The organism is Streptomyces sp. SM10 (assembly GCF_002910915.1).
GTDB lineage: Bacteria > Actinomycetota > Actinomycetes > Streptomycetales > Streptomycetaceae > Streptomyces.
In genome coordinates, this window is sequence record NZ_NEUF01000066.1 from 1 (window position 1) to 24,706 (window position 24,706).

The following is a 24,706-nucleotide window of genomic DNA, read 5'->3' on the forward strand; positions in this document are numbered from 1 at the left end:
AGAGTGCGGTACGTGACCTGATGTCCGGTTGGTGCTTGGGGTTGGGTGAGGAGTCCTGGTCGGCGGGGCGGACTGGTACTCAGGTGCGGGGCTGAGCGAACAGGCCGGGTTCGGGTTCGGTGAGAATGCCCCGTGTGACCAGGCGTTTCAGCTTGGACCGGATGCCTTCGGTGTTCTTCGGGAGGATCGGCAGGTCGAGTGCCTCGCACAGGTCGCGGGCCCGCATCGGCTGGCCGGTGTCGGTGAAGGCTGCGAGGATCTGCTGGTAGGCGGGGTGGTCCGGGGCCTCGGGCCGCGGGGAATCGTCGGCGGGCTTGGGTACCGGGATGTTCAGGATGGTCTTGCGGGTGATGCGCAGGTTCTCGGTTTCCGCGTCGAGTTCGCCGAGGCGGGTGGTGAGGTCCTCGATGGACGCGCGGAGCTGCCCGGCCTGCTCGCCGAGTTCGGTCTCCCGGGCCTCGAGGTAGGCAAGGATGGCTCTGATCTGCGGGTTGTCGCTCATGCGGCCCTCCAGGAGGGCAGGGCGGCGCCGGTGAGCCGGCGGGCCATGACCGAGGTCATCGCCCAGAAGACGCGAGAGCGCGAGGTGGCGGGCCGGTGCTCGTAGTCACGGACCAGGCGGCGGGAGAACATCAGGATTCCGTTCGTCTGCTCCACGATCCACCGCTTGGCCTGCGGGACGAAGCCCTTGTCGGCCGGGTTGCGCTCAACGATCTCGACGTCGATGCCGTACTGCTTGCCGTGGTCGACGACGGCCTTCTTGAACCCCTGGTCGACCAGGGCCTTCTTCACGGTGACCATCTGGGCGGCCACGCCGTCCAGCAGCGCGATTCCGGCGGCGTTGTCGTGCGCGGACGCAGGCAGGACGACAGCCTCTACGACGAGACCCAGTACGTCCACGGCCAGGCATCTCTTGCGCCCCGGCACCCGTTTCGCCGCGTCCTTGCCGGTCGTGGCGGCCGGGACGCCGACGGCCACGCGGATGCTCTGGGTGTCCATGACGATGAGGCTCGGGTCGGCTAATCGCCGCTTCCTCTCCCGCAGTTGCCACCGCAGCAGATCATGAATGGTCTGGTCGGTGCCATCGTCGCGCCACTTGTAGAAGTAGTACTTCACCGCGCCGGCGGGCGGCAGGTCGTGGGGCAGCAGGTCCCACTGGCAGCCGCTGCGGTTCTGGTACAGGATCGCGTTCACGATCTCCCGCATCTCGTATCTGCCCCGATGGCCGCTGACCGACGGATGCGCGGCCTTCCACGCTGTGATCACGGGCTCGACCAGGGCCCACTGCTCGTCGGAAGCGTCACTCGAGTACGGCTTGCGCATGCTCATGCCACAACCCAAGCGAACCCCGAACGCCTGACCGGCGATGATGCCCCAACGTCACACCATCGAGCGATCACAAGCCGGACAGAAGATTACGTTCCGCACTCTCAGGCAGCACTTGCGCAGGGCCTTCCGGCATCGTCATGCCCAGCACTCTCACACGCCGCACTGACACCCAGCCCCTGCGGGAGTGATCCAGAGAAACGTCCTAGCTAGTTCAGGACGGGAAGCGAGGTCAGACCGCGTACAAGACGGGCGTGCCGCCACTGAAGCTGGTCGGGCGGTACGGCGAGCCGGAGGCCCGGGAACCGTGTCAGTACCGCGCGCAGCGCGATTTCGGCCTCGGCCTTGGCCAGGGGAGCGCCGACGCAGCGGTGGATACCGTGCCCGAAGGCGAGGTGGCCGGCAGCGTCCCGGTTCGCATCGAGCTGGTCCGGTGACGGGAACCGTTCCGGGTCGCGGTTGGCGGCTCCGAGGGCGACCAGCACCGGTGCGCCTGCCGGGATGTCGGTGCCGCCGAGCGTGATGGCCTCCGTGGTGTACCGGAAGGTGGCCGTGCTGACGGGGGAGTCGAATCGAAGTAGTTCGTCCAGCACCGCAGGGATGTCGTTTGGGTTCTGGCGGAGGCGGTCGAGTTCGGCCGGGTGCTGGAGCAGGGAGAGGGTCGCGTTGCCGAGGAAGTTGGTGGTGGTCTCGTGACCTGCCACGAGTAGGAGCACCGCGAGGGAGACCAGTTCCTCCTCACTGAGCCGGTCGTGGCCGTCGCGAGCCGAGATCAGGCGGTCGAGGAGCGAGTTGCCGGGGTGTCGGCGCTTGGCGGCGATGAGCTCTGTCATGTAGTCGGCCAGGGAGTGCGAGGCCGCGTCGATGACGCCAGGCTGTCCCGCCGCGAACAGTTCGCCGGACCAGCGCCGGATGTTGGGCCGGTCTTCCTCCGGTACTCCGAGCAGTTCGCAGATCACGATGACGGGTAGCGGGACGGCCAAGCCGGTCATGAAGTCGAGGGGCTCACCGACAGGCCACTGGTCCAGCAGGTCGTCGGTGACCCTGGCGATGAACGGGCGCAGTTCCGCGACCGCCCCGGTCGTGAACGCCTTGGTGACCAGCTTGCGCAGCCGGGTGTGCTCGGGCGGGTCGCTCGAGAGCATGTTGTGTGCCACTGCGGGGTGGAGGCGCCGCTTTGATTCCTTGCCCGCGAAGAACGCGGCGGTGTCCTTCGAGAGCCGGGCGTCGGCGAGCGCTTCCCGGGCTTCGGCGTATCCGGTGACCAGGTAGCTGAGGCGCCCGCCGGATCCACCGGCTACGGCTTGTACGGGGCATGCCGAGCGCAAGGCCGCGTAAGTGGGATATGGGTCCTGGAGGAAGCGGGGGTCCTGAGTCGGGTCGGTCATGTCTTCAGGTTCCAATCGTTCATGGCCGGCCGTCGTCGCCGACACGCCCGACGCGGGCGTAGGCGTCGGCCACCAGGAGGAGCCACTGTGTGTCGGCAAGAAGATCCTCGCGGGCGGCGGCGTCTACCGACGGAGGTGCGACTTCGTCCGCGTACCGGCCGGCCTTCGAGTCCGCCAGTGCAGCTCGTACGACAGCCGCCTCCACGGCGGCGGCGCTCTGCTCGGTAGTGGTGCGGAAGTTCGACGCCGCGCTCTCCTGCACCCTGCGCGACCGGTACGGCCGGAGGGCGAGGATGCCGTCGCTGATCTCGATGACGCGCCGCTGCAGCCGGAAGTCGGAGTCGGCGGAGCTGCCTTCGACGTCCTCGGCCGACGACAGGACGATCTGCGGCATCTCGGCTGCCAGGTCCTGCCAAAGGGGGCGGAGCGACTCGAAGGACCGGGTTTCCCAGCGACGACGGCGGGCTTGGTTGATCGGGTAGAGGACAGCAGGCCACGTGAGGCCGAGGCAGATCAGTAGGACGGCGATTGCCGGGGAGGTGACGCTGAAGGCGCACGTCGAGGTCACGAGCGATGAGCATTGCGCGTGCGTTTCGTCGCCCAGTCCCAGACCAAGGCCGACGATGCGCGTCAGCTTGTAGACGACGTAGACGAGAGCGAACACGCAGCCTGCCGCCGCCACCCGCAACCCGACCCGGATGCTGTCGCGCCGAGTTGCTTTCGACTGGCGTACGGCCTGCATCAGGAAGTCGACCACGGAGAACCCGAGGAAGGAAATGTAGGGGAGTAGATAGAGCGCGTAAACCTGCGGAGAACGATCTGTCAGCTGCTCATAGGCGAACAGCGCGGTCATGGCGACGACCGACGCGGTGAGCAGGGCGAGACGGACCCTGATGCGCCGCCGCGCCTCGTAGGGTTCGAGGTTGAGCTGGAAGGAAACGGCCAGGACCGCTGTGGCGGCACCCAGAGAAGCGCAGTTACTCAGCAGTCGGCCGACGTGCGGCACGATCGACTCCGCGACGTTCCTGAACAGCGGCGCATAGGAGGCGAAGGCCATGGCGAAGGAGCCGAGAAGCGCGCCCATGGCCGACGTACCGGTCGGCCGGGGCGTTCCGCGTCCGAGCACCCAGTAGCCGGCTATGGACGCGAGCAGCAACGCCATCCCGAGGAAGACAGCGTTCGTCATGCGCGGAGGCGACCTCTCCTGATGGGCTGGGCGAAGAGAGCTTCCCAGCTGTCCGGGCCCCTCTCGGGGCGGTGCGGAGGGGCCTCGCGTTCGCGGTAGATGCGTTGGCGGACGACCGTCGCCATCATCTCCGCCTCGCGCTCATCAGCAGTCGAGTAACTCGTCCGCCCGGACATACGCATCACCAGCGTCGGGTTGACCCCCAGGGAGCGGGCCGTGTCCGCGTTGACCTCCAGGCTTCCCGGATGGTCGCAGTACACGTGGCACAGCTCGTGCGTGAGGATGTGCCGCTGGTGGTGGACGGACGTGCCCTCCTCGTAGAAGAGGAGATCGGCGTCCGGGGTCTCGATTCTCATTCCGCACGGCGCTTCGACCGCGCCGAGCGTGCTCAGCGGCTGCAGGACGATGGGCTTCCCGCGAAGCTCGGCTATGGCCTCGCTCAACTGGCGGGTGGTGAATCGGTGCGGCAGACGTAGGAGGTCGATCTGCTCTTCGCACGATGCGCGCAGTCGACGCGTGTCGACTTCTGGCAAGGACACGGTGCTCCCCTTCGGCCTCGGCGGTGCGTCAACTTGTGGGTGACGGAAGCCCGAGGATGCCAAGAGAAGGCAGGAACTCACTCTTCCTGGAAGTGGCAGTTCCGATTACGCATGGTGATTGGCGGAGGGGGTGAGCCTTCCCGGTCGCACCTCCTCACCGTTTGCCGGAAACGCAGGGGGCCGGTGATTCGGGCGCGAGGCGGTTCGCACTCTGAGTAGTTGATTACTTGATTATCCGTTATGTCTGACTACGCTGAATGACTGAACCATGATCGACCGGATGGGAGGTTGGGCGCCCTATGGTGCATGTCACCCAGTGAGCGCATCTTAGGCTCGCCCTTATGGACGTGCGGGGCGGGCGGTTCGCGGGTGGCGAAGGTGGCGGCGAGTCGCTGCCTGAGCTGCTGCAATCGTGGCGGCGGCGGGTGAATCCCGATGAGATCCCCGGGCTGACCTCTCCGAGCCGTAGGGCGAAGGGGCTGACGCAGCGTGACGTGGCTCGGCTGACCGGGGTGAGTGAACGCTGGTACGGGTCGCTGGAGCGGGGCATGGAAGCCAAGTACTCCGCTGACTTTCTCGATCGACTCTCGTCGGTGCTGGGGCTGAGTCGCGCTGAGCGCGATGCCCTGTACCTGATGGCGGTGGGCCATCCGCCGGTGGTCGCCGCGGTTCCGGAGGCCGATGCGGCGGCGGAGATGGACGAGGTGCTGCAGCGGTTCCTGGACGGCCAGGCCCCCGATCCCGCCTTCGTGACGGACCTCGCCTGGAACGTGATCGGCTACAACGAGCCGCTGCTGGACTGGTTTCCGTGGGCGGCTCACCAGGCCAATCAGATGCGGTGGGCGTTTCTGAGTCCGGAGGCCCACGAGCAGCTCGTGAACTGGGAGCAGGACTGGGCTCGCTCCTACCTCGGCCAGATTCGCTACGAGCGCGCCCGCCATCCGGGCCACGAAGCGCTGCAGCAGCTGGAGCGCGACATCCTCACGAGTTCCCCGGCCGCACGGCAGATGTGGGACCGCCGCGAGGTGGTCGAACACGCCGACGGAGCCCTGCGCAGGCTTCGACTTCCCCACCATCGAGGCCGAGAAGTCGGCGTGCGGATCATGGCCCTGCGGCCCATGCGTAGCGACCGTCTCCGGGTGATCGTGCTGATGGAAGCCGACTCTGAACCTGCCGAGACGTGATCGACGGGAGCGGTGCGCGCTGCTCTGTGTGCGGCCAAGTCCTTACTTGTCGTCGAGCAGTCCCGACGCTTCCGCCTCGTCGGGCATTCCTTCCAGTCGTCGGGCCTGGTCGATCACGGTGTTCACCATGCTCAGGCTCGAAGCGCTGAGACCGTTCGCGCGCAGGGCGACCCGGCGCACCTCCTGGTCGCGCATGGCGGCGACCAGCTGGATCTCGGCACGCTGGCGCTCCGCCTCCTCCTCGTCGAAGAAATAGCCCGGGTTCACGCCGAAGAAGCCGGCCAATGCTCGGATGGTCTGCATCTTCGGGTTCGAGTTGGTGCCGGTGCGGAGCTGCTGGATGGCGCTTGCGGAGATGGTGACGCCGGAGGTGTCACGGATGCCCTGCGAGACCTCCGCGTAGGTGTAAGAGCCGCGGCCCTTCGGGTGTACCTCTCGGAACAGGTAGTCGAGCAACTCCGAGAAGGTGCGCTCGCGCGATTCGGTCATCTCCAGATCTCCGTCATGGAGGCCATCATATCCACCTCAGTGGTGATCATGGTTGGCCAGGTCCAGTGTCTCGCCATTGCAGTTGACGATATGACGTAACTGCAATGTACGTTGTTCATCGGAAACATCCATTGCAGTGTTCCGCTGCTGGTGGGGGCAGGTCTATGGAAGCTGGACTTGGGCCGAGGGTCGCCATATGGTCCTGGTGCCCACAGGCGGAGATCACTGGCTGACGGAACAGCCGGGAGGGGAAGGAGACGAGCACGCGCGGGTCATGACGACCGCAGGGTGCGCAGGGGTGGATGAGACCGGCGCCCGGGAGCTACCAACTCCCGAGCACCGGGCCGACACCCCGAGGGGTACCGATCCACATCTCGCGGGCGGCGGGGCTTTTGCACGAGAACCGCCGCACCGCGTTCCTACGAACAACGGAGTATCACATGCTCGCCACGCCGAGCGTCAACCCGGCCTGCCCGGATACCGAACGACAGCACCGTCTCGCTGCTCAGCTCGCAGAGATGATCCCGGGCGCGGTCACGATCCGAGTCAGCCTCACCGACCCGAGCCGGGCATGGCCCCACCCGCGTGCCGCTATCCGGGACGAGGGCGGGAAAGTCCTGGAGGTGAGCCGGACGACGGCGACGGTCGCTGCGCGCTGGATCCTGCGGGTCTGGCCGGAGGCGGACTGGACCCGGCCGCACACCTTCGACATCCAACGCGCCGCCCTCACCTGCAGCGACCTGGCCGCTGTCGGTCGGAGCCGCTGACATGGCCCGGATACGCACCATCAAGCCGGAGGCGTTCTTCTCCGAGTCGCTCGCCGAAGTGAGCGTCGAGGCCGAGCGGACCTTCTTCGGCCTCCTCACGCAGGCCGACGACCACGGACGGCACCGCGACAACGCCGCGATCATCGCTGGGCTCCTGTGGCCCCTGCGCGCCGAGCACACCTCGGTCCACGTCGAGGACGATCTCCACCAGCTCGCGAGCGCCGGCCTGATCTGCCGGTACACCGGCTGCGACGGCCGCCGCTACCTCCACATCGTGACCTGGTCCGAGCACCAGAAGATCGACAAGCCGAGCCAGTCCCGCCTGCCCTCCTGCCCGCAGCACCAGACTGCCGACCGGTGCGGTCCCTGCAAGGGCAACTGCACCAAGCAGACCGAGGGCTCGCCCACCACTCCCGGAGGGCTCGCCGAGACCTCGCCAAACGCTCCCCGACCCTTCGATCTGCCCGCCCAGGCCACCTCGACGTCTTCCGGGCACGCGATTGTGTCCCCGGCCGACCGGCAGGAAGCCACCGATCACCTGGTCGACGTCCCTGGCGGCTCCCGATCGGAAACCCGAGGTCAGGAGGCATTCCTCGAGGACTCCTCGAACCTTCCCCGAAGCCTCCCCGAAGGCTCGGCGCCTGGATCTAGGATCTTGGATCCTGGATCTCTTGTCCCTACGGGGCACACAGCGCCCGTAGCCGGCATCTCCGCCAAGGACCTCGTCGGGGAGTACGTCGCCGGGTGCGACCAGCGCCCCCCGAGCGACGTGATCGGGCACCTCGGACGGATCATCAAGAAGCTCCTGGACGAGGGCATCGCACCGGCGCACATCCGAGCCGGGCTGGCGAACTTCACGGCCAACCCCAAGCACCCGAGCGTGCTGACCAGCATGGTCAACGAGGCGATGAACGCTCGCCCCGACGGTTTGGCGCGGCCGGGAATCCGGCCTAACGTGCCCGCCCACCAGGCGTGGACCAACCCGGCCAACGCTTCTGCCGCCTACGCCGAGGAGCTGTGATGCACACCCGTCACCGCGAACCGCAGCTCCTCGGCAACGAATCCACGCTGGAGCGCATGGCCCGGATCCTGGCCGCCCGCAACATCGTCCCGGCCGACGCCGCGCTGCCGGACGACGCCGAGCCCTTCTCGCCGCTGGACGCTCTGCTCGCCGGGATGCCCCCGCGCTATCAAGCGGCTGTCGCCGACCACCCCACGGTCCTGGAGTGGGTGCGGAAGGTCACCGACGCGGCCGTCGCCCCCAGCCGTGGAGCCCGACGACAGGTCACCACCGGACCTAGCTTGCTGATGGCCGGGGTCGTCGGCGCGGGCAAGACGCACCAGGCGTATGGCGCGGTCCGAGCGCTGGTGCAGAGCGGGGTCGGCGCGCGCTGGCGGGCGACCACCGCCGCCGACCTCTACGCCGATCTCCGCCCCCGGCCCGGGGTGGACAGTGAGCGGGAGCTGGCGGCCGTCAGCCGGTGCCCGCTGCTGATCATCGACGACCTCGGCGCGGCCAAGGCGAGCGAGTGGGTCGAGGAGATCACGTACCGGCTGATCAACCGGCGGTACAACTACGAACTCCCCACGCTGATCACGACCAACCTGGCGATCAAGGACCTGCGTTCCTACCTGGGGGACCGAGTCGCCAGCAGGCTCGCGCAGATGACCACCCGAGTCGAGTTCGAGGCCGTCGACCGCAGACGCCACAGCGCCGCCGCCTGACCCTCCACAGGCCACCCCGCCGGACCACGTCCTCGCAGCGCCGTCCCCCCGGGCACCTACCGCCAGCGCACCTCTCCGCCGACGCCCCTGCGCGCGGAGAGCGATCGGAGCACCCCGCATGACCAGCACGATGAACGGCCCCGTTCACCACCGTCAGCTCGGCGACCAGACCTGGCAGGCCGACGCCGTCTGCCAGAGCACCGAGTACAAGCCGGTGGACCCCGAAGTCTTCTTCCCCGAACCCGACGAGACCACCAAGATCGCCACCGCCAAGGCCCTGTGCGGCCAGTGCCCGGTCCGCCGAACCTGCCTGGACGCCGCTCTCGAAGGGGGTGACACCGACGGGATCCGTGGCGGCCTTACGGAAGAGGAGCGCGGGCCGCTGCACGACAAGCTCGCCAGCCGCCTCGACTACAGCCGCGTCAATGCCACCATCGCCGGGCGCGACGTGCACCTCACCCGTACGGAGCGCCGCGCGGTCGAGTACGCGGCCTACCGCCACGGGGTGAGCGAGCAGCGCCTGGCCTGGCTTCTGAAGGTCACCGAGGAGCACGCCAAAAAGCGATACCGCGAGATCCGCCGGGCCGAGCGCAACCGAACCCTGAACCAGCCCGCCACGAACACCACATCCCCCGAGACCAGCGGCGAGCGTCTGATCCGCGACGACTTCGGGACGGCGGCATGAACATCGCAAGCGCGTCGAAGACGGCGCACATATCCGGGTGGGACCGCGCGGCTGTCGTAGCCCTCGGGGGCGCGGGATGCGCGCTGTCGTACGACGCCCTGCAGCAGATGGCCGTCGCCATCCACATCCGAGGCTTCCTTACCTATCTGTTCCCCCTGGTGATCGACGGGTTTATCGCCTACGGCATCCGAGCCCTCCTGGTCCTGCGCAACGCACCCCTGCGCGCCCGGCTCTACGTCTGGACACTCTTCGGCACGGCCACCGCGGCCAGCATCTGGGCCAACGCACTTCACGCGGTGCGCATCAACCAGGACGCGGTCGCCGGCACCGGCCTCCGGCTCGGTGACGCGGTGGTCGCGGTGCTCTCCACCATCGCCCCGCTCGCACTGGCCGGAGCGGTCCACCTCTACATCCTCATCGCCCGGGGCCCGGTCAAGGACACTGACCGGCAGAACCTCGGTCAGCCCGGTCACCTCGGTCAGACCGATCGGGGCGACGCCAGCGAGGTCACCCGGACCGACCGAGCCGGTCAGCGGCGGTCAGCGGCCGGTCAGGTCAAGTCCGGTCAGTCGGTCACCGCGCTGACCGATCGGCTGCCGCTGTCCCCGACCGACGAGGAAACCGCCACCCGGTCAGTGACCGGAGACTCGACCCCGGCCACCAGCGGCCAGTCGGTCACCGACCACCGCAACCGGAGCCACGGTGCCCCTGACCTGCCGGGACAGGCGGACAAGGGGCGGACGGTCGCTGACCGCCCCGACAGTGCGGCCCCGGTCGGTGGTGGCCAGGGCAGCCCGGCGGTGGTCAGTGCCCCGCCGGTCACCTCGCCGCCGGTCACTGACCGGGCCGCTCGGCCGACTGGTGACCGGCGTCCTGACCCGGACACCGAGGAGCTGCTGAAGATCGCCCGGTCGGCGGTCAGGGCCGAGGACAAACTGACCCGCAAGGTGGTCGCCCAGGCGATCCGAGGTCAGCAGATCCCGCTGTCCAGCGACACCCTGACCGCGCTGATGGCCCAGCTGCGCGAGCAGCATCGCCAGCCGGTCACCTCCTCCCGGCCCTGACCGAACCTCTACGGAGCGGGTGACCAAGCCGGTCACCACGGCTGGTCACCCGCTCTGTATGTCTCCGAGACACCCCGCCACAGCAGAAGCGGAGAGCACCCGATGCGTACTCACCCGGCCACGCCTGCCGAAGTCGACTCCTGGCTGACCGTCCTGCACCAGCACGGACACCTCCACCGCGCCCAGTCCGGCCCCGACACCACCTGGATCGTGCAACGCGAGCAGCACGACCGGCCCTGGACCCTGCACCACCCCGTCCTGGCCATGGACTGGATCGAGGAACTCGTCCGCGAAATCCAGCAGCAGGACCCGGAGACGAGCCGGTGAACACCAACGACCCGGTGGCCACCCCCGCTGGACAGCAGCGTGACCCCACCACGGCTCCTGGCGGAGCAAGCTATCGCGTACGACGGTCCTACGGTCCGTCGTACGCACTTGCCCCCGCCCAGGAGGGCGGGGGAAGCCCGGCTGGCCCCCGAGCGAGGGCGCACGGGGACCAGCCGGGCGACCGGCACCAGGGAGCGCTGGTCACCGGGGGAGAAGCAGATGACCCTGCCGACCGCGAGCAGCCGAGCCTGAGCACGACCGCCTTCCCCGACCGCACCCCGCGCCGCCGTAGCCGCAACCCGAGCGAGCGCGCCCGCAAGACGACCACCCGCCTCTCCGACACCGAGAAAGCCGAGATCACCGACGCCGCCACCCAGCGCGGCGTCACCGTCGCCCGCTTCCTCGCCACCGCCAGCCTGAGCGCCGCCCGCGGACGCGCCGCCGTGCACAGCAACGACCAGCTCGACACCGCGATCGACGAACTCGCCGCTCTACGCACCGCGCTGGCCCGGATCGGCAACAACATCAACCAGATCGCCTTCGTCCTCAACAGCGGTGGCCAGCCGCGCGCCAGTGAACTCGAACACGCGCTGGGCACGCTGACCGGACTTCTCGCCCGCGTCGATGACGCGGCGAACGACCTGGTGACCCGGCGGCTGTGATGGTTCCCGACATCGGACGCGGCTCCCGCACCCACGGCCTCCTCGTCTACCTGTACGGCCCCGGACGGCGCGAGGAGCACACCGACGCGCACCTCGTCGGCTCCTGGGACGGCTTCGCCCCTGACCCCGGCCGCGACACCGGCCTCGACCCCGACCCGAAGGTCACCCTCGCCCGGCTCACCGCCGCCCTGGACCTGCGGGTCAAGCAGGCCGGCGACCGCGCGCCCGCCAAGCACGTCTGGCACTGTTCGGTCCGTACCGCCCCCGGGGACCGGCGGCTGGACGACGAGGAGTGGAACGCCGTCGCCCAGCGCATCGTCCACGCCACCGGCATCGCCCCGGCCGGAGACCCCGACGGCTGCCGGTGGATCGCCGTCCGCCACGCGGAGGACCACATCCACATCGTCGCCACCCTCGTACGCGGCGACCTGCGCAACCCGCGCCTGAACTACGACTTCAACAAGGCCCAGGCCGAATGCCGCCGCATCGAGAAGGAGATGGGCCTGCGGCGCCTGAACGCCGGCGACGGAACCGCAGCGAAGAATCCCAGCAGCGCCGAGAAGTTCAAGGCCGAGCGCACCGGCCGCCCGGAGACCTCGCGCGAGACGCTCCGTGAGGCCGTTCGTCGAGCCGTGGCGGGAGCGGATTCGGAAGAGGAGTTCTTCACGCGGCTCCGAGAGGCGGGGGTGCGGGTGAAGCTGCGGCACGCTCCGTCCGGTGACGCGCTCGGCTACAACGTGGCCCTGCCCGGCGACCGCAACCGCGACGGAGACCCGGTCTGGTACCCCGGCTCCAAACTGGCCCCCGACCTTTCCCTTCCGAAGATCCGCCTACGCCTCACCGACGGGGCCGCCGAGCCGAGCGCGCCCGCGGTCACCGCTGACCGGACGTACTGGTCACCGCCCGCCCGGCAACGACGCAACGCAGTCGTCATCGCCGAGCGCTCGGCCACGCTCCTGGAACGCGACGAGGACGGCGAGGCCGCCGCCCAGCTCGTCGGCGTCGGAGAACTCCTCGACGCGGTGGCCCAGACCTCACCGGCCACCACCCGCGCCGAGCTGGCCGCCGCAGCTCGCGCCTTCGAGCGGGCGACCCGCAGTCATGTCCGCGCAGAACGCGCCGACACCAGGGCTCTCCGCTCAGCCGCCCGGGGCATTGTCCAGGCCGGCGGAGCGCTCGGCCGAGGCGAGGACGGCGGCACCACCGCCATGCTCGTCTCCACCCTCGTCCTGGTCACCCTCGCCGCCGCCCGCTGGCACTCCGCGCGCGGACACGCCCAGCAGGCCCACGCCTCCCGACAAGCAGCCGTGTACCTGCGCACCGCCTACCGGCAGGCCGCTGCCACCCCTATGCGAGTGCTGCACGACCAAGGTCGGGCCCTTCCAGAAGCCCAGCGCCGCACGCACGAAGCCAGCCTTCGCGCCGTCCTGCCGGAGAAGGTCGTGCAGGCAGAGGGCATGGAAGCGAGGACCGACGCCTTGATCGCCACCCTCGCCCAGGCCGAGCGGGCAGGCCACGACTCCGAAGCCCTCCTGCGCCAGGCCATCGACATGCGCGAACTCGACAGCGCCGATGACGTGAACGACGTCCTGGTCTGGCGCCTGCGGCGCATCGCCCAGCTCCCGGCACATCCGGGCGAAGGTGCCCGTCGGTCGCAGGCCGCCACCCGCCAGGCCACCACGCCGAGCAGCCGCACCAGCGAACGGAACGCGACGGCAGCCGCACCGCTCGGGACTGTTCAAGACCCCAACCGCCGCTCGCCACGTCGCTGACCAGGTCGAACCGGTAGCCGACCATCGACCGAGCGGACGCCGCGAAATGTATGGACAGCCGGTTCCACCGGCTGTTACGGATGAAGACAGGACCGACAACCGGGAGATGACGCTCGTGCTCAGAACCACCACCCGCACCACGGAGCCGGCACCTGCGCTGCCCGTCCTCCTCACTGGTACCGACCCGCTGCTGCAGCTCCAGGCCGAGACGCGGCCCGCCGACGGACCCGGGGCGATTCGCTGCGTCGGCCACTCACGCGAACTCGCTCTCGGGGGCATCCCCGTGATGTGCTCCGCCTGCCGTGCCCGACGCGACTGGCTGCTCATCAACCACGGGCGCAACGTCTGGGTCCGCTGCCGGTGCGGCAACCAGTGGCTCGAGCCCGAGATCAGCCGCGCCGACTTCGACGCGCTGGTCGGCGGCCCGCACGGGACGACCTACCCGAGTGTCGAGGCGGGCTTGGCTGCGCTTGGCTTCGACGGCGTCTTCGCCGGCATCTACCTGGCGTAGACGAGTGCCAGACTGAACGCTGAGGGGCGCCACCGACGCATCGGTGGCGCCCCTCAGCGTTCAGTTGCGGTCAGCAACGTTCGGTGTTCTTGAGTAACCTGCCCCGAAAGTCGTACCCGGCCCTCGTCCTCACCTTGGACATGACCTTCCCACCAGCCGAGTGGAGGATCACCTCCTCCGCCGTAGCTTCACCGGTGTGGACCTCGGCCTGGGCCCCTCCCGTACTCAAGAGGAGGGGACGCTTTGCCCTCGGAGGTCGGTGCCGGTCCCTCTCCACCGTCTCGGCGGGATATACGGCAGGTGTTCATGTCCATGAAATGGAGCGGGGGTGCATGGACGAGGGAGAACCACTCCACCCGCACGCTCGTCCTATTCTACGGGGCATCAGCCGACCAGGACGAGGGGGCAACGCGTGGGACAGCCGAGGACGATGCTCGCCCAACGAATATCCGAGCAAAGGGCGGGAGTTGGCAATGCGCAGGCGTTGGTGGGTGAGATGCGGCGCACTGTTCTCCTGGTCCCATCGGTGGGGCCGGGTCTGTGGAGTGCCCGATCGGGCGGTGTTCGGTGGATCTGTGCGTTCACGGACGATGTGGCGCTGGCCCGCTTCGCCATTCACCACGGTTCGGGTGATCGTCTGATGGACTACGTCGCGCTCCTCGGGGCGCGGATCGTGGACGAGTTCGTGCCGGCCTTGGACGAGCCCGGCGGACTCGCAGTGGACATCGCCAACGAGGACGGGGCGATGTTCTTCCCGCCGGTCACAGGAATTGTCCCGGACAGCGTCGCAGTCGACGCAGGCGCCGCGGAGAAGGTACGCAGCCATGGGCACTGACGAAGCGAACCTGGCCTTTGACCAGGCGTCGGTCGCGAAGTTCACGAAAGGCGTAGGCGCGACGATCGATCAGCTCGGCGAACTCGGCGGCGCCACCGGGTCGGTGATGGGCAAGGGGTTCTCGGGTCTGGCCATGACGGGAATGGAGGCCGGGCACCACGGGCTGTCGGTGGACTTCGAGGATTTCTGCGAGCGGTGGGAGTGGGGCGTGCGTGCCCTGGTGAGCGACGCGAGCGAGCTCGCATCGCGCCTCGGGCTGGCGGCGGGCACACAGTGGGAGCACGACCAGTACGTCGAGGGCTCGCTGAAAGTCGGCGTCAATGCCGTGATGGGCGGCAACCCGCATGCAAGTGAGGAGGACATCACCCAGCAGAACTGGGGTGACATCTTCACTCCCGACTACCTGGACCCGGACTGGAGCGCCGAGTCGTTCGAGAAGGCCGGCCAGGACATGGAGCAAACCTGGAAGGACACCGGACGCACCGTTCTTACCGAGGGGCAGGGTGGTCGGCAGTCGGAGAGGCTCAAGGACGAGCTCGGCCTCAGTGACGGCCAGTGGGACCGGGCGCTGGACGACACGTTCGGGCCGTCGCCCGAGGAACGTGCCCAGCAGGCACAACGACAGGGCGACTCGGACACGGGCGGGGGCGGCTGAGGATGGGCGTCGGAGATTTCATCAGGGACATCACGCCGGACTCGGTCGAGGACGTGGTTGAGGACGGTGTCGAATGGGCCGGCAACCGGGTCGAGGATGCCGGGAACTGGACAGCGGACCGGCTGGACGACGTGGGCTGGGAATCCGGTTCGGACTGGGTGCGGGAGCAGTCGCGTTCGGTGGCCAACCGGATGGGCGCCGAGGTCGAGGAGATGGACCTCGGGCAGACCGAGGACAAGACCAAGCTGGTCTACGGGAGCCCCGGCAACATCCGTTCCACGGCGAGGCAGCTCCGCTCGTTCCAGAAAGCATTCGACGACGCCGGAGGCGGGTTGAAGGGTCTCGACTCTTCGCGGCTGAAGGGTGAGGCAGCAGATGCGCTGCGCACCGCGGTGAGTACCCAACCGCCGAAGTGGTTCACCGGTGCCGATGCCTGTGAGAAGGCGGCTGCCGCGCTGGAGGCGTACGCCGGCACTGTCACCTGGGCACAGAACCAGGCGCAGACGGCGATCGACGTGTGGAAGGAGGGCGTGAAGGCCTCCCAGGAAGCGGCAGACGGCCACCGCAAGCGGATCGACGACTACAACAAGGCCGTCGACCGCTACAACGCGCAGGCCCCCGAGCAGCGCGATCCCAGTACTCTGCCGCCCTGTCCCGCGTCGACGTTCGATGACCCGGGCAAATCGCTGATGCAGGATGCGCAGGAACTCCTCGCCCAGGCTCGCGAGCAGCGGAACACTGCCGCGGAGACCGCCCGGAGCGCGGTCCGCGCCGCCCGCGACACGGCCCCGGACAAGCCCTCGTACGCACAGCAGGTGGGTGACGGTCTGCAGGAGTTGCAGATCATCAACGACCACGTCGGCGGCGGCGTCATCAAGGGCACCGCGGGGCTGGTGAACTTCGTCCGGGGGGCCAATCCGCTGGATGCGTACAACATCACCCACCCCGCCGAGTACGCCACCAGCCTGAACAGTCTTGCCGCCGGCCTGCTGGTCGCCGCCAACGACCCGGTCGGTACCGGCAAGCAGATGATCAGCGACTTCATGAAGGACCCCGCGGAAGGGTTCGGTCGGCTGCTGCCCGACGCGGCACTGACCGTGGCCACCGGCGGGGGCGGGGGCGTCGTCAAGGGGGTCCGCCTCGCTGTGGACGCGGCCAAGGCCTCCCGGGCCCGGAGGCTGCTCGACAACGTTCCCGACGGGACCCACAACCGCCCCGACGGGCATCGCGTGGTATCCGGCACCGACCCGGTCGACCTCGCCTCTGGCCGCATGTTCCTGCCCCAGACCGATCTGGTGCTGCCGGGCACCCTGCCGCTGGTCTTCACCCGCCGCACCGAGTCCGGCCTGTTGGCAGGCAGGTTCCTCGGCCCCTCCTGGACCTCCACTGTCGACGAGCGCCTGGAGATCGACGCGTCCGGCGTCGTCCTCGTCACCGCCGACGGCCTCCTGATTTCCTATCCGCACCCCGCCCCAGGCACCCCGACCGCCCCGGAGTCCGGGACGGCCCGCACACTGTTGGCCCGTGAAGCGGACGGCGACTACACCGTCAGCGATCCCAGTACGGGCCTGGTCCGGCATTTCACTGCCCCGGCCGACAGCGAACCGGGCGGCGACGGCGACGCCTGGCTGGACCGGGTCGAAGACCGCCACGGCAACTGGTGGGCCGTGGAACGTACCGAAAACGGCACTCCGCTCGCCCTGACCTGTTCTGCGGGCCGCCGGGTGGCCGTCGCGGTGAGCGACGGCCGGGTCACGGCCCTGTCCCTGGCTGGAGCGGGAAAGAACGGGGAGGACCTGCCTCTGATGCGCTACGGCTACGAGGACGGAAACCTCACCACCGTCGTCAAGCCGTCCGGTGCCACCACCACCTTCGTCCACGACAACCGCCGGCGCGTCACCGCCTGGGTCGACTCCAACAACAGCCGCTACGACTACACATACGACGACCGCGACCGCGTCATCGCCGAAGGCGGTCAGGCCGGCCACATCCAGATCACCCTCACCTACACCGAACCCGATCCGGAGACCGGTGGCCGCACCACCAGCCTCACCACGGCCGGCGGACACACGACCCGGCACCAGATCGATCGCCACTGCCGGGTGGTGGCCACCACCGATCCGCTCGGCCACACCACCCGCTTCACCTACGACGCCCGCGGCAACAACCTGACCCGCACCGATCCGTTGGGCCGCACCACCGCCTTCACCCATGACGAGGACGGCCGCCTGCTCGCCGTCACCCGTCCCGACGGCAGTGAACTGCGCACCGTGCGCGACTCGTCGGGGTTGTCTACGGAGTTCCGCGGGCCGGACGGTGCCCGCTGGCTCCAGGAATTCGACGAGCGTGGCAACCGCACCGCCGTCACCGACCCGGCCGGTGCCACCACTCGGTACGCCTACGACGGCCGGGGCAGGCTGAACACCGTCACCGACGCCCTCGGCGCCACCACCACCGTGCGCTGCGACGCAGCGGGGCTGCCGGTGGCAGTGACCGACCCGGCCGGCGGCACCACCCGCCTGGAACGCGATGCTCTGGGCCGGATCGTGCGTAGCGTCGACCCGATGGGTAGCGTCACCCGGGTCGTCCTGGACGAGGACGGCAATCTCGCCCGCCGTGTTGCCCCGGACGGGGCCACCGAGTCGTGGACGTACGACGGCGAGGGGAACCCCCTCAGTCATACCGGTCCGGCCGACGGCATGTCTCGCTTCGACTACACCCACTTCGACCTGCTCACCGCCCGAACAGGGCCCGACGGTACCCGCCACACGTTCGAGCACGACGCGGACCTGCGGCTGACTCGGGTCACCGGCCCGCACGGCAATTGGTCCTACACATACGACGCCGCCGGCCGACTCGCTTCCGAGACGGATTTCGACGGCCGCACCCGCACCTACCGGTACGATGCCGCCGGGCAGCTCACCGCCCGGTCCGATGCCCTCGGCCGGACCGTGTCCTACACCTACGACCAGCTCGGCCAAGCGGTCCGCAAGGACGTGGCGGGCAAGGTGACCACCTACGCGTACGACCGGGCCGGACGCCTGCTGCACGCTGCCGGACCCGACAGCGAGATCCTCTACACGTACGACCGGCGTGGCCGAACCAAGACCGAACTCGTCGACGGCCGCGCCATGAACTATGCCTACGACAGGCTGGGCCGCCGGGCCCGCCGCATCACCCCTACTGGCGCGATCACCGAGTACGGCTACGACGCCGCCGGCCGTGCCGCCCGGATAACCAGCGGCGGACGCGAGATAGCCTTCACCCACGACGCGGCCGGCCGGGAACTCGAGCGCGTCTTCGGCGGGTCCCTCAGCCTTGCCTCCGCCTGGGACGAGGCCGGAAGGATCTGCGCCCAGCACCTGACGATCGAGGGCCGTTCACTCAACGACCGTCGCTACGCCCACCGCGCCGACGGCCATCTCACGTCCGTGACCGACGATCTGTCGGGCTCCCGCGCATTCGATCTGGATCCGGCCGGCCGGGTTACCGCTGTCCACGCAGAGGGATGGACCGAGCGCTACGCCTACGACGCCGCCGGCAATCAGGCGGTGGCCTCCTGGCCGGCCTCCCATCCCGGCCACGATGCCACCGGTCCCCGTTCCTACACCGGAACCTCCGTCACAAAGGCGGGCAACGTCCGCTTCGAACACGACGCCCTTGGCCGCGTGACCCTGCGCCAGAAAACCCGTCTTTCGCGCAAGCCCGACACCTGGCGTTACGAGTGGGACGCCGAGGACCGTCTCTCCGCCGTGGTCACCCCCGACGGCACCCGCTGGCGCTATCGCTACGACCCGCTGGGCCGGCGGACCGCAAAGCAGCGCCTTGCCGACGACGGCGAGAGTGTCGCAGAGGAGGTCCGCTTCACCTGGGACGGCTCCACGCTGTGCGAACAGACCGTTCACACACCGGATCTGTCACACGTGGTCGCCCTCACCTGGGACCATCGCGGCTTGGTGCCGCTGTCCCAGACGGAGCGCCTCCTCACTCCGGACAGCCGTCAGGAGGAGATCGACCGCCGGTTCTTCGCCATCGCCACCGACCTCGTGGGGACGCCCACCGAGCTGGTCGACGAGTCCGGCGAGATCGCCTGGCGCGCGAGGCGCACCCTCTGGGGCACCACCGCATGGGCTCGCTCCAGCACGGCCTACACCCCGCTACGTTTCCCCGGCCAGTACTACGACCCGGAGACCGGTCTTCACTACAACCTTTTCCGCCACTACGACCCGGAGACCGGTCGCTACACCTCCCCGGACCCCCTCGGCCTCGGCCCCGCGCCGAATCCGGTCGCCTATGTGCACAACCCGTTCACCGTCTGCGACCCCCTCGGGCTGTCGCCGTACTCGCAGTTCAAAGGTCTGGGCTGGCTGACGGACAAGCTGCTCGAACGCGCGTCGTTCCGATACCAGCGGCTCGTCACCGATCAGAGTTACGAGCAGCAGTGGATCCTGCCAGATGGCCGGGAGGTCCACGTCGACGGAGGCCCGCGGGACGGCTGGATCACAGAGGCGAAGTGGACCGGCGGTGACAGAATCGGTGAATGGGAGAAATCCCCGTACAACCCAGATTTCAAGTACTACAACGAGGGCCGGCTCACCGCACAGACCGACAAGCTGCTCGCCCTCAACGAGGATCTCGGAGGCAAGGGGGTCCGCTATATGGTGTCCAATGAATGGGGTGCCGCGCATGTGAACGAAGTGCTGTCCAAGGCCTTCCCCGAGGCCTATGCCAGCGGGCAGCTGAAGGCGTATCACGTGCCCGGCAACGGCATGAGTGGAATGAGTTCATGGCTGCAGTGATCGCAATGCTGGAAGAGCTCCGGGGCCTCGCCCCGCTGACTGCCGAGGGCGCGGCGGCGCGGTTCTCGGCCCAGGAGTGGACGCCCGGAGGCAAACCCCGCCACGGTGTGGAGACGTCGTGGGACAAGGGCAGCATCGGGGCCTGGATCCAGACGTTTACCAGTGGGACGGTCAGCGTCTCGTTCGCCGTCTGGATCCGCGACGTCGACGAGTCGGGCTATTTCGACGACCTGGAGGCTGTCTACGAGCAGGGGGAGCAAGCGCTGGCCGACTTCCTCCCTGAGATCGAGGAGTCCCCGCTTGCCAGCCACCTCATCATGGCCGAGCCGACGGAGGCAGACAGGGGCGAGTTCATTACGGTGAAGAAGTGGACCCTTGACGCCCGGATCCTGACTGCCGGCGTGATCCAACAAGACACAGATCTTCCGGTGATGGTCGTGGTGGCGCTGGAGGAGCCCGCCGCCTGACTCAGACCGTGTGCCAGGGCGCCAGCGTCCATCCGGGGCTGGGCGCGCCTGACGTACGTGAAGGGGCCCGGCATCCGAAGACGAGCGTACGTACGATGAGGCCGCCCCTGCCTGAGCGGCGCGGGGCGGCCTTCGGCGCTCCTGGGTCAGACCCCGGCGAGCCAGTCGGAGAGGTTGAGGGCGTCGGTCGCGAAAGAGAGGGCGGCGCACAGGCCGGTCACCTCGTACAGGGTCGGACGGACCAGGCGCGGCCAGTCGTCCGGGGTGGAGGGCCAGGAACCGAGGAACACCTCGGCAGTGGTCAGCCCCAGGTACGTCGTGACGTCCCAGCCGCTCCGCGATGCGGGCTCCCAGCGCAGTCGAATGCGCCCGAGGGGGAGTCTGGAAGTCTCGGCGGCGAGCCAGGTGATGTCGAGGGGGCGTCGGGGCGGGTGGAGATGCGCTGGAGAAGCGCGCTGTGCACGCCGTGCGGCATGGGGCGCACAGCGACTGTGTGCAGCGCGAGGCGGGGTGCGGGGCTCGAGAGTGACGAGATGGGAAGCCTCCGTGATGGTAGGGAAGCGATCAGGCCCAGGTGAGGGCGTCGCGCGCCCCCACCGGGAGGTAGTCCTCCTGGCCGTTGTCGGCGATGTACGCCTTGCCGCCGCGGACGACGACCTCGGCCCCCACGAAGTGAGCGAAGGGGAAGTCGGGGTTAACGGCGAGACGGACCGGCAGGTTGGGGTCGAGTTCCTGGAGCTGGCGGAGCAGGTGGCCGACGGTCAGGTACTGGGGCAAGGGAGTCTCCGTGAACGGTGGACATTGAGGGGGCTGGTCGGCCCGACGACGGGGCGTCGTCGAGCCGTCGGTGGACGTATGAGCGGAGCCTGATTGACAGTCAGCACGAGGAGTTGGTGACCAGGGCGAGGAATCCGGCAACGGCCTCGGAGGGGGTGTGGAGACCGAACTCCTGGACCCATGCGTCGCCATCGGCGGGCTGCACCCGGACGTGCCAGACGATGTTGCGCTGCCAGGCCGACGGGTCGTCGGGGAGCCAGCCGACGTAGACACAGCCGTCGGGGCTGGTCGCGTGGACGTGGCCTCGGGGGTGTCGACGATCGCCCACCTGAGTGCGTCCAGGAGATCGAGCACCGGGCCCGCACTGTGGTCAGCGGAGAGCCAGTTGAGAGCATCCGTCGTGGGACGGACAACGGCCGGAAGGAGGGTGGCAGAGTGCTCACGGTTAGATGGATCCCTTCGTTGAGCTGCGGTTTTCCCGACATCCGTACGTTGGCATGTGACATGCCGAAATACGTAGTCGTTTCCCGGCAAGGACGTCTGCCGTGGGCGAACTCGGGGTCGTCCGCAGATGACGGGAGACCGGGGAATGGACAGGCCACCGCGGTTGTCCTACATGGGTTGCGGTGACGGGCCGCAGGCGAGAGAAGGGGGACAGCGATGGCCGAGACGAGTAGACACTGGGACGGCGCCGGGTTGGAGCGCAAGATCCGCGCGGCCGGGCGGCCGTGGACCGTGGGCGACATCGCTATGGTCGCCGACGGTCAGTGGGGAGTCGGCGCACAGTCCGACCTGTGGCCGGACGAGGAGACGGTCGAGCGCCGGGTCGCCGAAGGCCGGCGAGTGGAGCTGACGGTGGAGGAGCTGGCCCGCGCGGTGGGCCCCCGGGCCGAAGAGGGCCACCGCGACGAGAATCGGAGCTAGGCGTTCAACATCGGGGCCCCGTTGCGGGCGCCGACGGCCCGACGACAGCCGCCGGAGAGGACGGTTCTGGTACGTCCCCCGGGGCTTGCCGCGTCTGCCGGGAGCGGGCGACAGCGGCCTGTGCCAGCCGAACCGCCGGTGCCTCAACCTCGGGTGCGGCGGCCTCCCGAGCCTCCACCACGCGCCGGATCGCCTGAAGGTACGCACGGCTCTCCGCGTGGGCGACGCGAAGGCTGACCGCCGCTTCGGTGATCCGGTCGAGTTCGTAGAAGTCAGGCACGTACCCATGCCGGGACAGGGCGTGAAGACGGTCCTGGTGAACGGTTACCGCGTTGTCCGTGATGGCCAGGGCCGTTCGGGTGTGCATGGCGCAGCGCAGGAGCGGGTCCTCGCTGGGGCGGCGGACCCCGAGGACCTCAAGAGCTTCGATGGGCTGGCCCCAGGCATTCTCGATCATGGCCCTGGCCTGGTCGAGCATGGTGGTAGGCATGGTGGAACTCCTGTTGTTGTTGTGCAGGGACGGACGCGCGTGGAGTGCGGCTTGGGGCGGGAATCAGCGTCCGCGCCGGGGCGCCGGCGAGCTGGCCGGCAGCCGGGCAGAGGTCGCGGGGTGTCCCGTCCGTTTCTGCGCCGCACCCGTGGAGCGGCTCTGGGCGGCCATCACCCGGAGGTCGGCTGCTGTGCGTGGTGCCCGCGCGGCACGGTGTACGGCCTGGGTGACCGCGGTGCGGCGTACGTCCAGCGGAGTCGGAGCGCGCGGGACCTGAGCCTCGGCGATCGGCGTGGCCGAAGCGACAGGGGTCATGGTGACCAAGTGCTGCATCCGCCGGTCGACTTGGTGGCGCTCGCGGACCACCGGGGTCGACTTCGCCATCACAGCGGCGGTTGCGGCGATCAAGTGGGACGGGGTGCGGGCCGTGAACGTCGCTTCGGCACGAGTGCCCCAGCCCGGCGGGCCAGCCCACAGCTCGACGGTCGTGCGGTCGGAGCCGTAGCCGCGCCTGTCGATGAGGATGCCCGCTTGGTCGTCGGGAGCGATGATCTCGACGGTGCCGAGTTCAGCAGCTCCGTCAAGGTTCCAGCCGGCATCGGTCAGCGGCCGGACGGTGTCCCTCCAGGGGACGGTTGGTCCTGTCAGGAAGCGCCCGGGGGTGTCGGAAGCGATGGCTTCGTCGTAGTCCTGGACCAGTGCGGCGGTGAGGCCAGCGACCATCTCGGCCGGGGTGACGTGGTTGAACGTCGCCGTCCAGCGAGGCGCCGAGAAAGCGTCCTCGGCTGCGCTGATCTTCCACAGTTCGAAGTCGTCGCCGAACCAGCCGATCCGAATCCGTTGGTCGGGGGAGGTGACGAGGAGCTGGCAGGGTCCCTCATCGAGGTACTGGTGAGGCCAGTGGGCGACAGGCGCGAAGCCGGCATCGCCGGCCCCGTTGGAACCAGCCAGATACATGGGGCTGACCAGTATCTCTTGGTACCGGTCCGCGTCATCGGGGGCGTACATGTCGAGTCTCCGGAAGCGAAGGAGGAGAACGGATCCGCAGGAGCCGCTGGAGCGGACGCGGATGCCGTGGCGGCGGCGAGTGGCCTCTAGGTCTCACTCCCGCGCGAACGGCTGACTCCAGTGCTCGACACTCGCGTAGACGGCCCCCAACGCCTGGCCGGCATCGGTGAGCACGTAAGGGTCTCCGTGCCGGGAGCCCGTCCGCGTGACCAGGCCATCGGCCTGAAGCCGGACAAGTCGCTGCCGTGCGAGGCCGTAGTCCAGACCGGCCGCCTCGGCGATGTGAACGAACCGCATCTGGCCGTCAGCCGAGTCGAGGGCCTGAATCACGGCAGTTGAGTGCCGAAGATGCAAGCGGCGCAGCGCGTCCTCGACACGCTCGGCTTCGGCCATCGGTTCCTGTGTCAGGTGGGTGCGGGACCAGTCCGACACCGTGCGGAGGACGGGGGCCAGAGACGTGCCGAGCGCGCTGAGCCGGTACGGCGCACCCTGCCGGTCGTCATCGCGGATCACCAATCCGTCAGCGTGCATCGTGGCCAGCCGTTTGCCTACGAACTGCTCACTGACGAAGGGGAGCTGCGCAGCAACGTCGCGAACGCGCACGGGGCCGTTCACCTGGGCCAGGGTCATCGCGGTCCAGGTGGTCCACTTGGGCCCGATCCGGGCGAGAGCCTCCTCGACGCGCTGGGCGTCGATGGAAGCGATGGAGAAGGTGGGAGGCAGGCCGGGGGTAGCCATGGTGGGGTCCTTATCAGGATGAGGTCAGCGTGAGCGGGGGGTCGCGAGGGAGGTCCTTGCGACGGGCACGGCGGCCGGGTCGGAGAGCGCGCCTGACGTGGTCCGCGTGGTGGTGCGGCCGAGGGCGGCGGACACCCGGGAGGTCGTCGCGCGACCATCACGCATGGCGGCTTCCCCCTGCGCAGTGAGCGAGAGGAGCTGGCCGGGCCGGTACACGTTCTCGGTGATGTCCTGATGCAGTAGCCCGTCGGCGACCAGCCGCTGCACGGTCTGCGGGAAGACCGCCGGGTCCTGCCACTGGGCCTTCTCCCGCGAGATGTACGGGTCCTCGCCGATCGCGTTGCGGCGAAAGCGAACACTCCGGCCGCAACCGCTTCGAGGGCTACCA

28 protein-coding genes are annotated in these 24,706 nt (G+C 68.9%); 15 read left to right on the forward strand and 13 right to left on the reverse strand.

Going from position 1 to position 24,706, the window contains the following annotated elements; genetic code table 11:
* Window positions 1-79: 79 nt before the first annotated feature.
* The 5 genes from B9S57_RS08630 to B9S57_RS08650 form a co-directional block, all read right to left on the reverse strand.
* Window positions 80-502, reverse strand: coding sequence for a hypothetical protein (locus B9S57_RS08630; protein ID WP_103514945.1), 423 nt, complete (start codon window positions 500-502; stop codon window positions 80-82).
* Window positions 499-1,329: an IS5 family transposase gene (locus B9S57_RS08635; RefSeq protein ID WP_103514946.1), complete on the reverse strand. Its 831-nt coding sequence runs from the start codon at window positions 1,327-1,329 to the stop codon at window positions 499-501. Before B9S57_RS08635 ends, B9S57_RS08630 begins: the two co-directional genes overlap by 4 nt.
* A 206-nt stretch (window positions 1,330-1,535) precedes the next feature.
* On the reverse strand, window positions 1,536-2,714 hold the full coding sequence (locus B9S57_RS08640; protein ID WP_103514947.1) for a cytochrome P450: 1,179 nt from the start codon (window positions 2,712-2,714) through the stop codon (window positions 1,536-1,538).
* Between the two features lie 19 nt (window positions 2,715-2,733).
* Window positions 2,734-3,876 (reverse strand): MAB_1171c family putative transporter, encoded by a 1,143-nt coding sequence (locus tag B9S57_RS08645; RefSeq protein ID WP_258036295.1) that lies wholly within the window; start codon window positions 3,874-3,876, stop codon window positions 2,734-2,736.
* A gap of 20 nt (window positions 3,877-3,896) precedes the next feature.
* Window positions 3,897-4,439 (reverse strand): regulator component, encoded by a 543-nt coding sequence (locus tag B9S57_RS08650; RefSeq protein WP_173476387.1) that lies wholly within the window; start codon window positions 4,437-4,439, stop codon window positions 3,897-3,899.
* Window positions 4,440-4,780: 341 nt separating this feature from the next.
* Here B9S57_RS08650 and B9S57_RS08655 point away from each other — a divergent pair, with 341 nt between their 5' ends.
* Window positions 4,781-5,623 carry a helix-turn-helix domain-containing protein gene (locus B9S57_RS08655; RefSeq protein WP_103514948.1) on the forward strand — a complete coding sequence of 281 codons (843 nt, stop codon included), beginning with the start codon at window positions 4,781-4,783 and terminating at the stop codon, window positions 5,621-5,623.
* Window positions 5,624-5,665: 42 nt separating this feature from the next.
* On the opposite strand, the gene B9S57_RS08660 is transcribed toward B9S57_RS08655, so the two are convergent.
* Window positions 5,666-6,112 (reverse strand): Secondary metabolite protein, encoded by a 447-nt coding sequence (locus B9S57_RS08660; RefSeq protein ID WP_103514949.1) that lies wholly within the window; start codon window positions 6,110-6,112, stop codon window positions 5,666-5,668.
* Between the two features lie 440 nt (window positions 6,113-6,552).
* Here B9S57_RS08660 and B9S57_RS08665 point away from each other — a divergent pair, with 440 nt between their 5' ends.
* The 13 genes from B9S57_RS08665 to B9S57_RS08725 all read left to right on the forward strand — a co-directional run bounded on the left by B9S57_RS08665 (window position 6,553) and on the right by B9S57_RS08725 (window position 20,381).
* Window positions 6,553-6,879, forward strand: a complete 327-nt coding sequence (locus tag B9S57_RS08665) for a transcriptional regulator (protein WP_103514950.1) — start codon at window positions 6,553-6,555, stop codon at window positions 6,877-6,879.
* A gap of 1 nt (window position 6,880) precedes the next feature.
* The gene (locus B9S57_RS08670) at window positions 6,881-7,900 is read left to right on the forward strand and encodes a hypothetical protein (RefSeq protein WP_103514951.1); all 1,020 of its coding nucleotides are present in this window, start codon (window positions 6,881-6,883) and stop codon (window positions 7,898-7,900) included.
* Window positions 7,900-8,604: an ATP-binding protein gene (locus B9S57_RS08675; protein ID WP_103514952.1), complete on the forward strand. Its 705-nt coding sequence runs from the start codon at window positions 7,900-7,902 to the stop codon at window positions 8,602-8,604. The genes B9S57_RS08670 and B9S57_RS08675 overlap by 1 nt, the downstream gene beginning before the upstream one ends.
* A 118-nt stretch (window positions 8,605-8,722) precedes the next feature.
* A complete protein-coding gene (locus B9S57_RS35285) occupies window positions 8,723-9,289 on the forward strand; it encodes a WhiB family transcriptional regulator (protein WP_103514953.1) in 567 nt (188 codons plus the stop codon).
* A complete protein-coding gene (locus tag B9S57_RS08685) occupies window positions 9,286-10,353 on the forward strand; it encodes a DUF2637 domain-containing protein (RefSeq protein WP_103514954.1) in 1,068 nt (355 codons plus the stop codon). Before B9S57_RS35285 ends, B9S57_RS08685 begins: the two co-directional genes overlap by 4 nt.
* Before the next feature lie 102 nt (window positions 10,354-10,455).
* The gene (locus B9S57_RS08690; RefSeq protein ID WP_003972986.1) at window positions 10,456-10,680 is read left to right on the forward strand and encodes a hypothetical protein; all 225 of its coding nucleotides are present in this window, start codon (window positions 10,456-10,458) and stop codon (window positions 10,678-10,680) included.
* Window positions 10,677-11,342: a plasmid mobilization relaxosome protein MobC gene (gene mobC / locus B9S57_RS08695; protein ID WP_103514955.1), complete on the forward strand. Its 666-nt coding sequence runs from the start codon at window positions 10,677-10,679 to the stop codon at window positions 11,340-11,342. Before B9S57_RS08690 ends, mobC begins: the two co-directional genes overlap by 4 nt.
* A complete protein-coding gene (locus B9S57_RS08700) occupies window positions 11,342-13,114 on the forward strand; it encodes a relaxase/mobilization nuclease domain-containing protein (RefSeq protein ID WP_103514956.1) in 1,773 nt (590 codons plus the stop codon). Before mobC ends, B9S57_RS08700 begins: the two co-directional genes overlap by 1 nt.
* 106 nt (window positions 13,115-13,220) lie before the next feature.
* Window positions 13,221-13,625 carry a hypothetical protein gene (locus tag B9S57_RS08705; RefSeq protein ID WP_103514957.1) on the forward strand — a complete coding sequence of 135 codons (405 nt, stop codon included), beginning with the start codon at window positions 13,221-13,223 and terminating at the stop codon, window positions 13,623-13,625.
* Between the two features lie 430 nt (window positions 13,626-14,055).
* Window positions 14,056-14,460, forward strand: a complete 405-nt coding sequence (locus tag B9S57_RS08710) for an SseB family protein (RefSeq protein ID WP_181011274.1) — start codon at window positions 14,056-14,058, stop codon at window positions 14,458-14,460.
* Window positions 14,450-15,115 carry a hypothetical protein gene (locus tag B9S57_RS08715; RefSeq protein ID WP_103514959.1) on the forward strand — a complete coding sequence of 222 codons (666 nt, stop codon included), beginning with the start codon at window positions 14,450-14,452 and terminating at the stop codon, window positions 15,113-15,115. The genes B9S57_RS08710 and B9S57_RS08715 overlap by 11 nt, the downstream gene beginning before the upstream one ends.
* 2 nt (window positions 15,116-15,117) lie before the next feature.
* Window positions 15,118-19,914 (forward strand): putative T7SS-secreted protein, encoded by a 4,797-nt coding sequence (locus tag B9S57_RS08720; RefSeq protein ID WP_103514960.1) that lies wholly within the window; start codon window positions 15,118-15,120, stop codon window positions 19,912-19,914.
* Window positions 19,902-20,381 (forward strand): hypothetical protein, encoded by a 480-nt coding sequence (locus B9S57_RS08725; protein ID WP_103514961.1) that lies wholly within the window; start codon window positions 19,902-19,904, stop codon window positions 20,379-20,381. The genes B9S57_RS08720 and B9S57_RS08725 overlap by 13 nt, the downstream gene beginning before the upstream one ends.
* A gap of 146 nt (window positions 20,382-20,527) precedes the next feature.
* On the opposite strand, the gene B9S57_RS08730 is transcribed toward B9S57_RS08725, so the two are convergent.
* The 3 genes from B9S57_RS08730 to B9S57_RS08740 all read right to left on the reverse strand — a co-directional run bounded on the left by B9S57_RS08730 (window position 20,528) and on the right by B9S57_RS08740 (window position 21,486).
* Window positions 20,528-20,671 carry a hypothetical protein gene (locus tag B9S57_RS08730; RefSeq protein ID WP_258036301.1) on the reverse strand — a complete coding sequence of 48 codons (144 nt, stop codon included), beginning with the start codon at window positions 20,669-20,671 and terminating at the stop codon, window positions 20,528-20,530.
* A gap of 274 nt (window positions 20,672-20,945) precedes the next feature.
* The gene (locus tag B9S57_RS08735) at window positions 20,946-21,158 is read right to left on the reverse strand and encodes a hypothetical protein (protein WP_103514963.1); all 213 of its coding nucleotides are present in this window, start codon (window positions 21,156-21,158) and stop codon (window positions 20,946-20,948) included.
* A 100-nt stretch (window positions 21,159-21,258) separates the two neighbouring features.
* Window positions 21,259-21,486, reverse strand: a complete 228-nt coding sequence (locus B9S57_RS08740; protein WP_258036302.1) for a DUF317 domain-containing protein — start codon at window positions 21,484-21,486, stop codon at window positions 21,259-21,261.
* 332 nt (window positions 21,487-21,818) lie between these two features.
* On the opposite strand from B9S57_RS08740, the gene B9S57_RS08745 reads away from it, so the two are divergent.
* Window positions 21,819-22,082 carry a hypothetical protein gene (locus tag B9S57_RS08745; protein WP_103514964.1) on the forward strand — a complete coding sequence of 88 codons (264 nt, stop codon included), beginning with the start codon at window positions 21,819-21,821 and terminating at the stop codon, window positions 22,080-22,082.
* 4 nt (window positions 22,083-22,086) lie between these two features.
* Here B9S57_RS08745 and B9S57_RS08750 read toward each other — a convergent pair whose 3' ends face one another.
* The 4 genes from B9S57_RS08750 to B9S57_RS35290 all read right to left on the reverse strand — a co-directional run bounded on the left by B9S57_RS08750 (window position 22,087) and on the right by B9S57_RS35290 (window position 24,585).
* Window positions 22,087-22,572: a hypothetical protein gene (locus B9S57_RS08750; RefSeq protein WP_103514965.1), complete on the reverse strand. Its 486-nt coding sequence runs from the start codon at window positions 22,570-22,572 to the stop codon at window positions 22,087-22,089.
* A gap of 63 nt (window positions 22,573-22,635) precedes the next feature.
* Window positions 22,636-23,580, reverse strand: coding sequence for a DUF317 domain-containing protein (locus B9S57_RS08755; protein WP_103514974.1), 945 nt, complete (start codon window positions 23,578-23,580; stop codon window positions 22,636-22,638).
* Between the two features lie 93 nt (window positions 23,581-23,673).
* Entirely contained in the window at window positions 23,674-24,318 is a 645-nt protein-coding gene (locus B9S57_RS08760; RefSeq protein WP_258036303.1) for a winged helix-turn-helix transcriptional regulator, read from the reverse strand.
* A gap of 24 nt (window positions 24,319-24,342) precedes the next feature.
* Window positions 24,343-24,585, reverse strand: coding sequence for a hypothetical protein (locus tag B9S57_RS35290; RefSeq protein ID WP_258036304.1), 243 nt, complete (start codon window positions 24,583-24,585; stop codon window positions 24,343-24,345).
* Window positions 24,586-24,706: the final 121 nt, after the last annotated feature.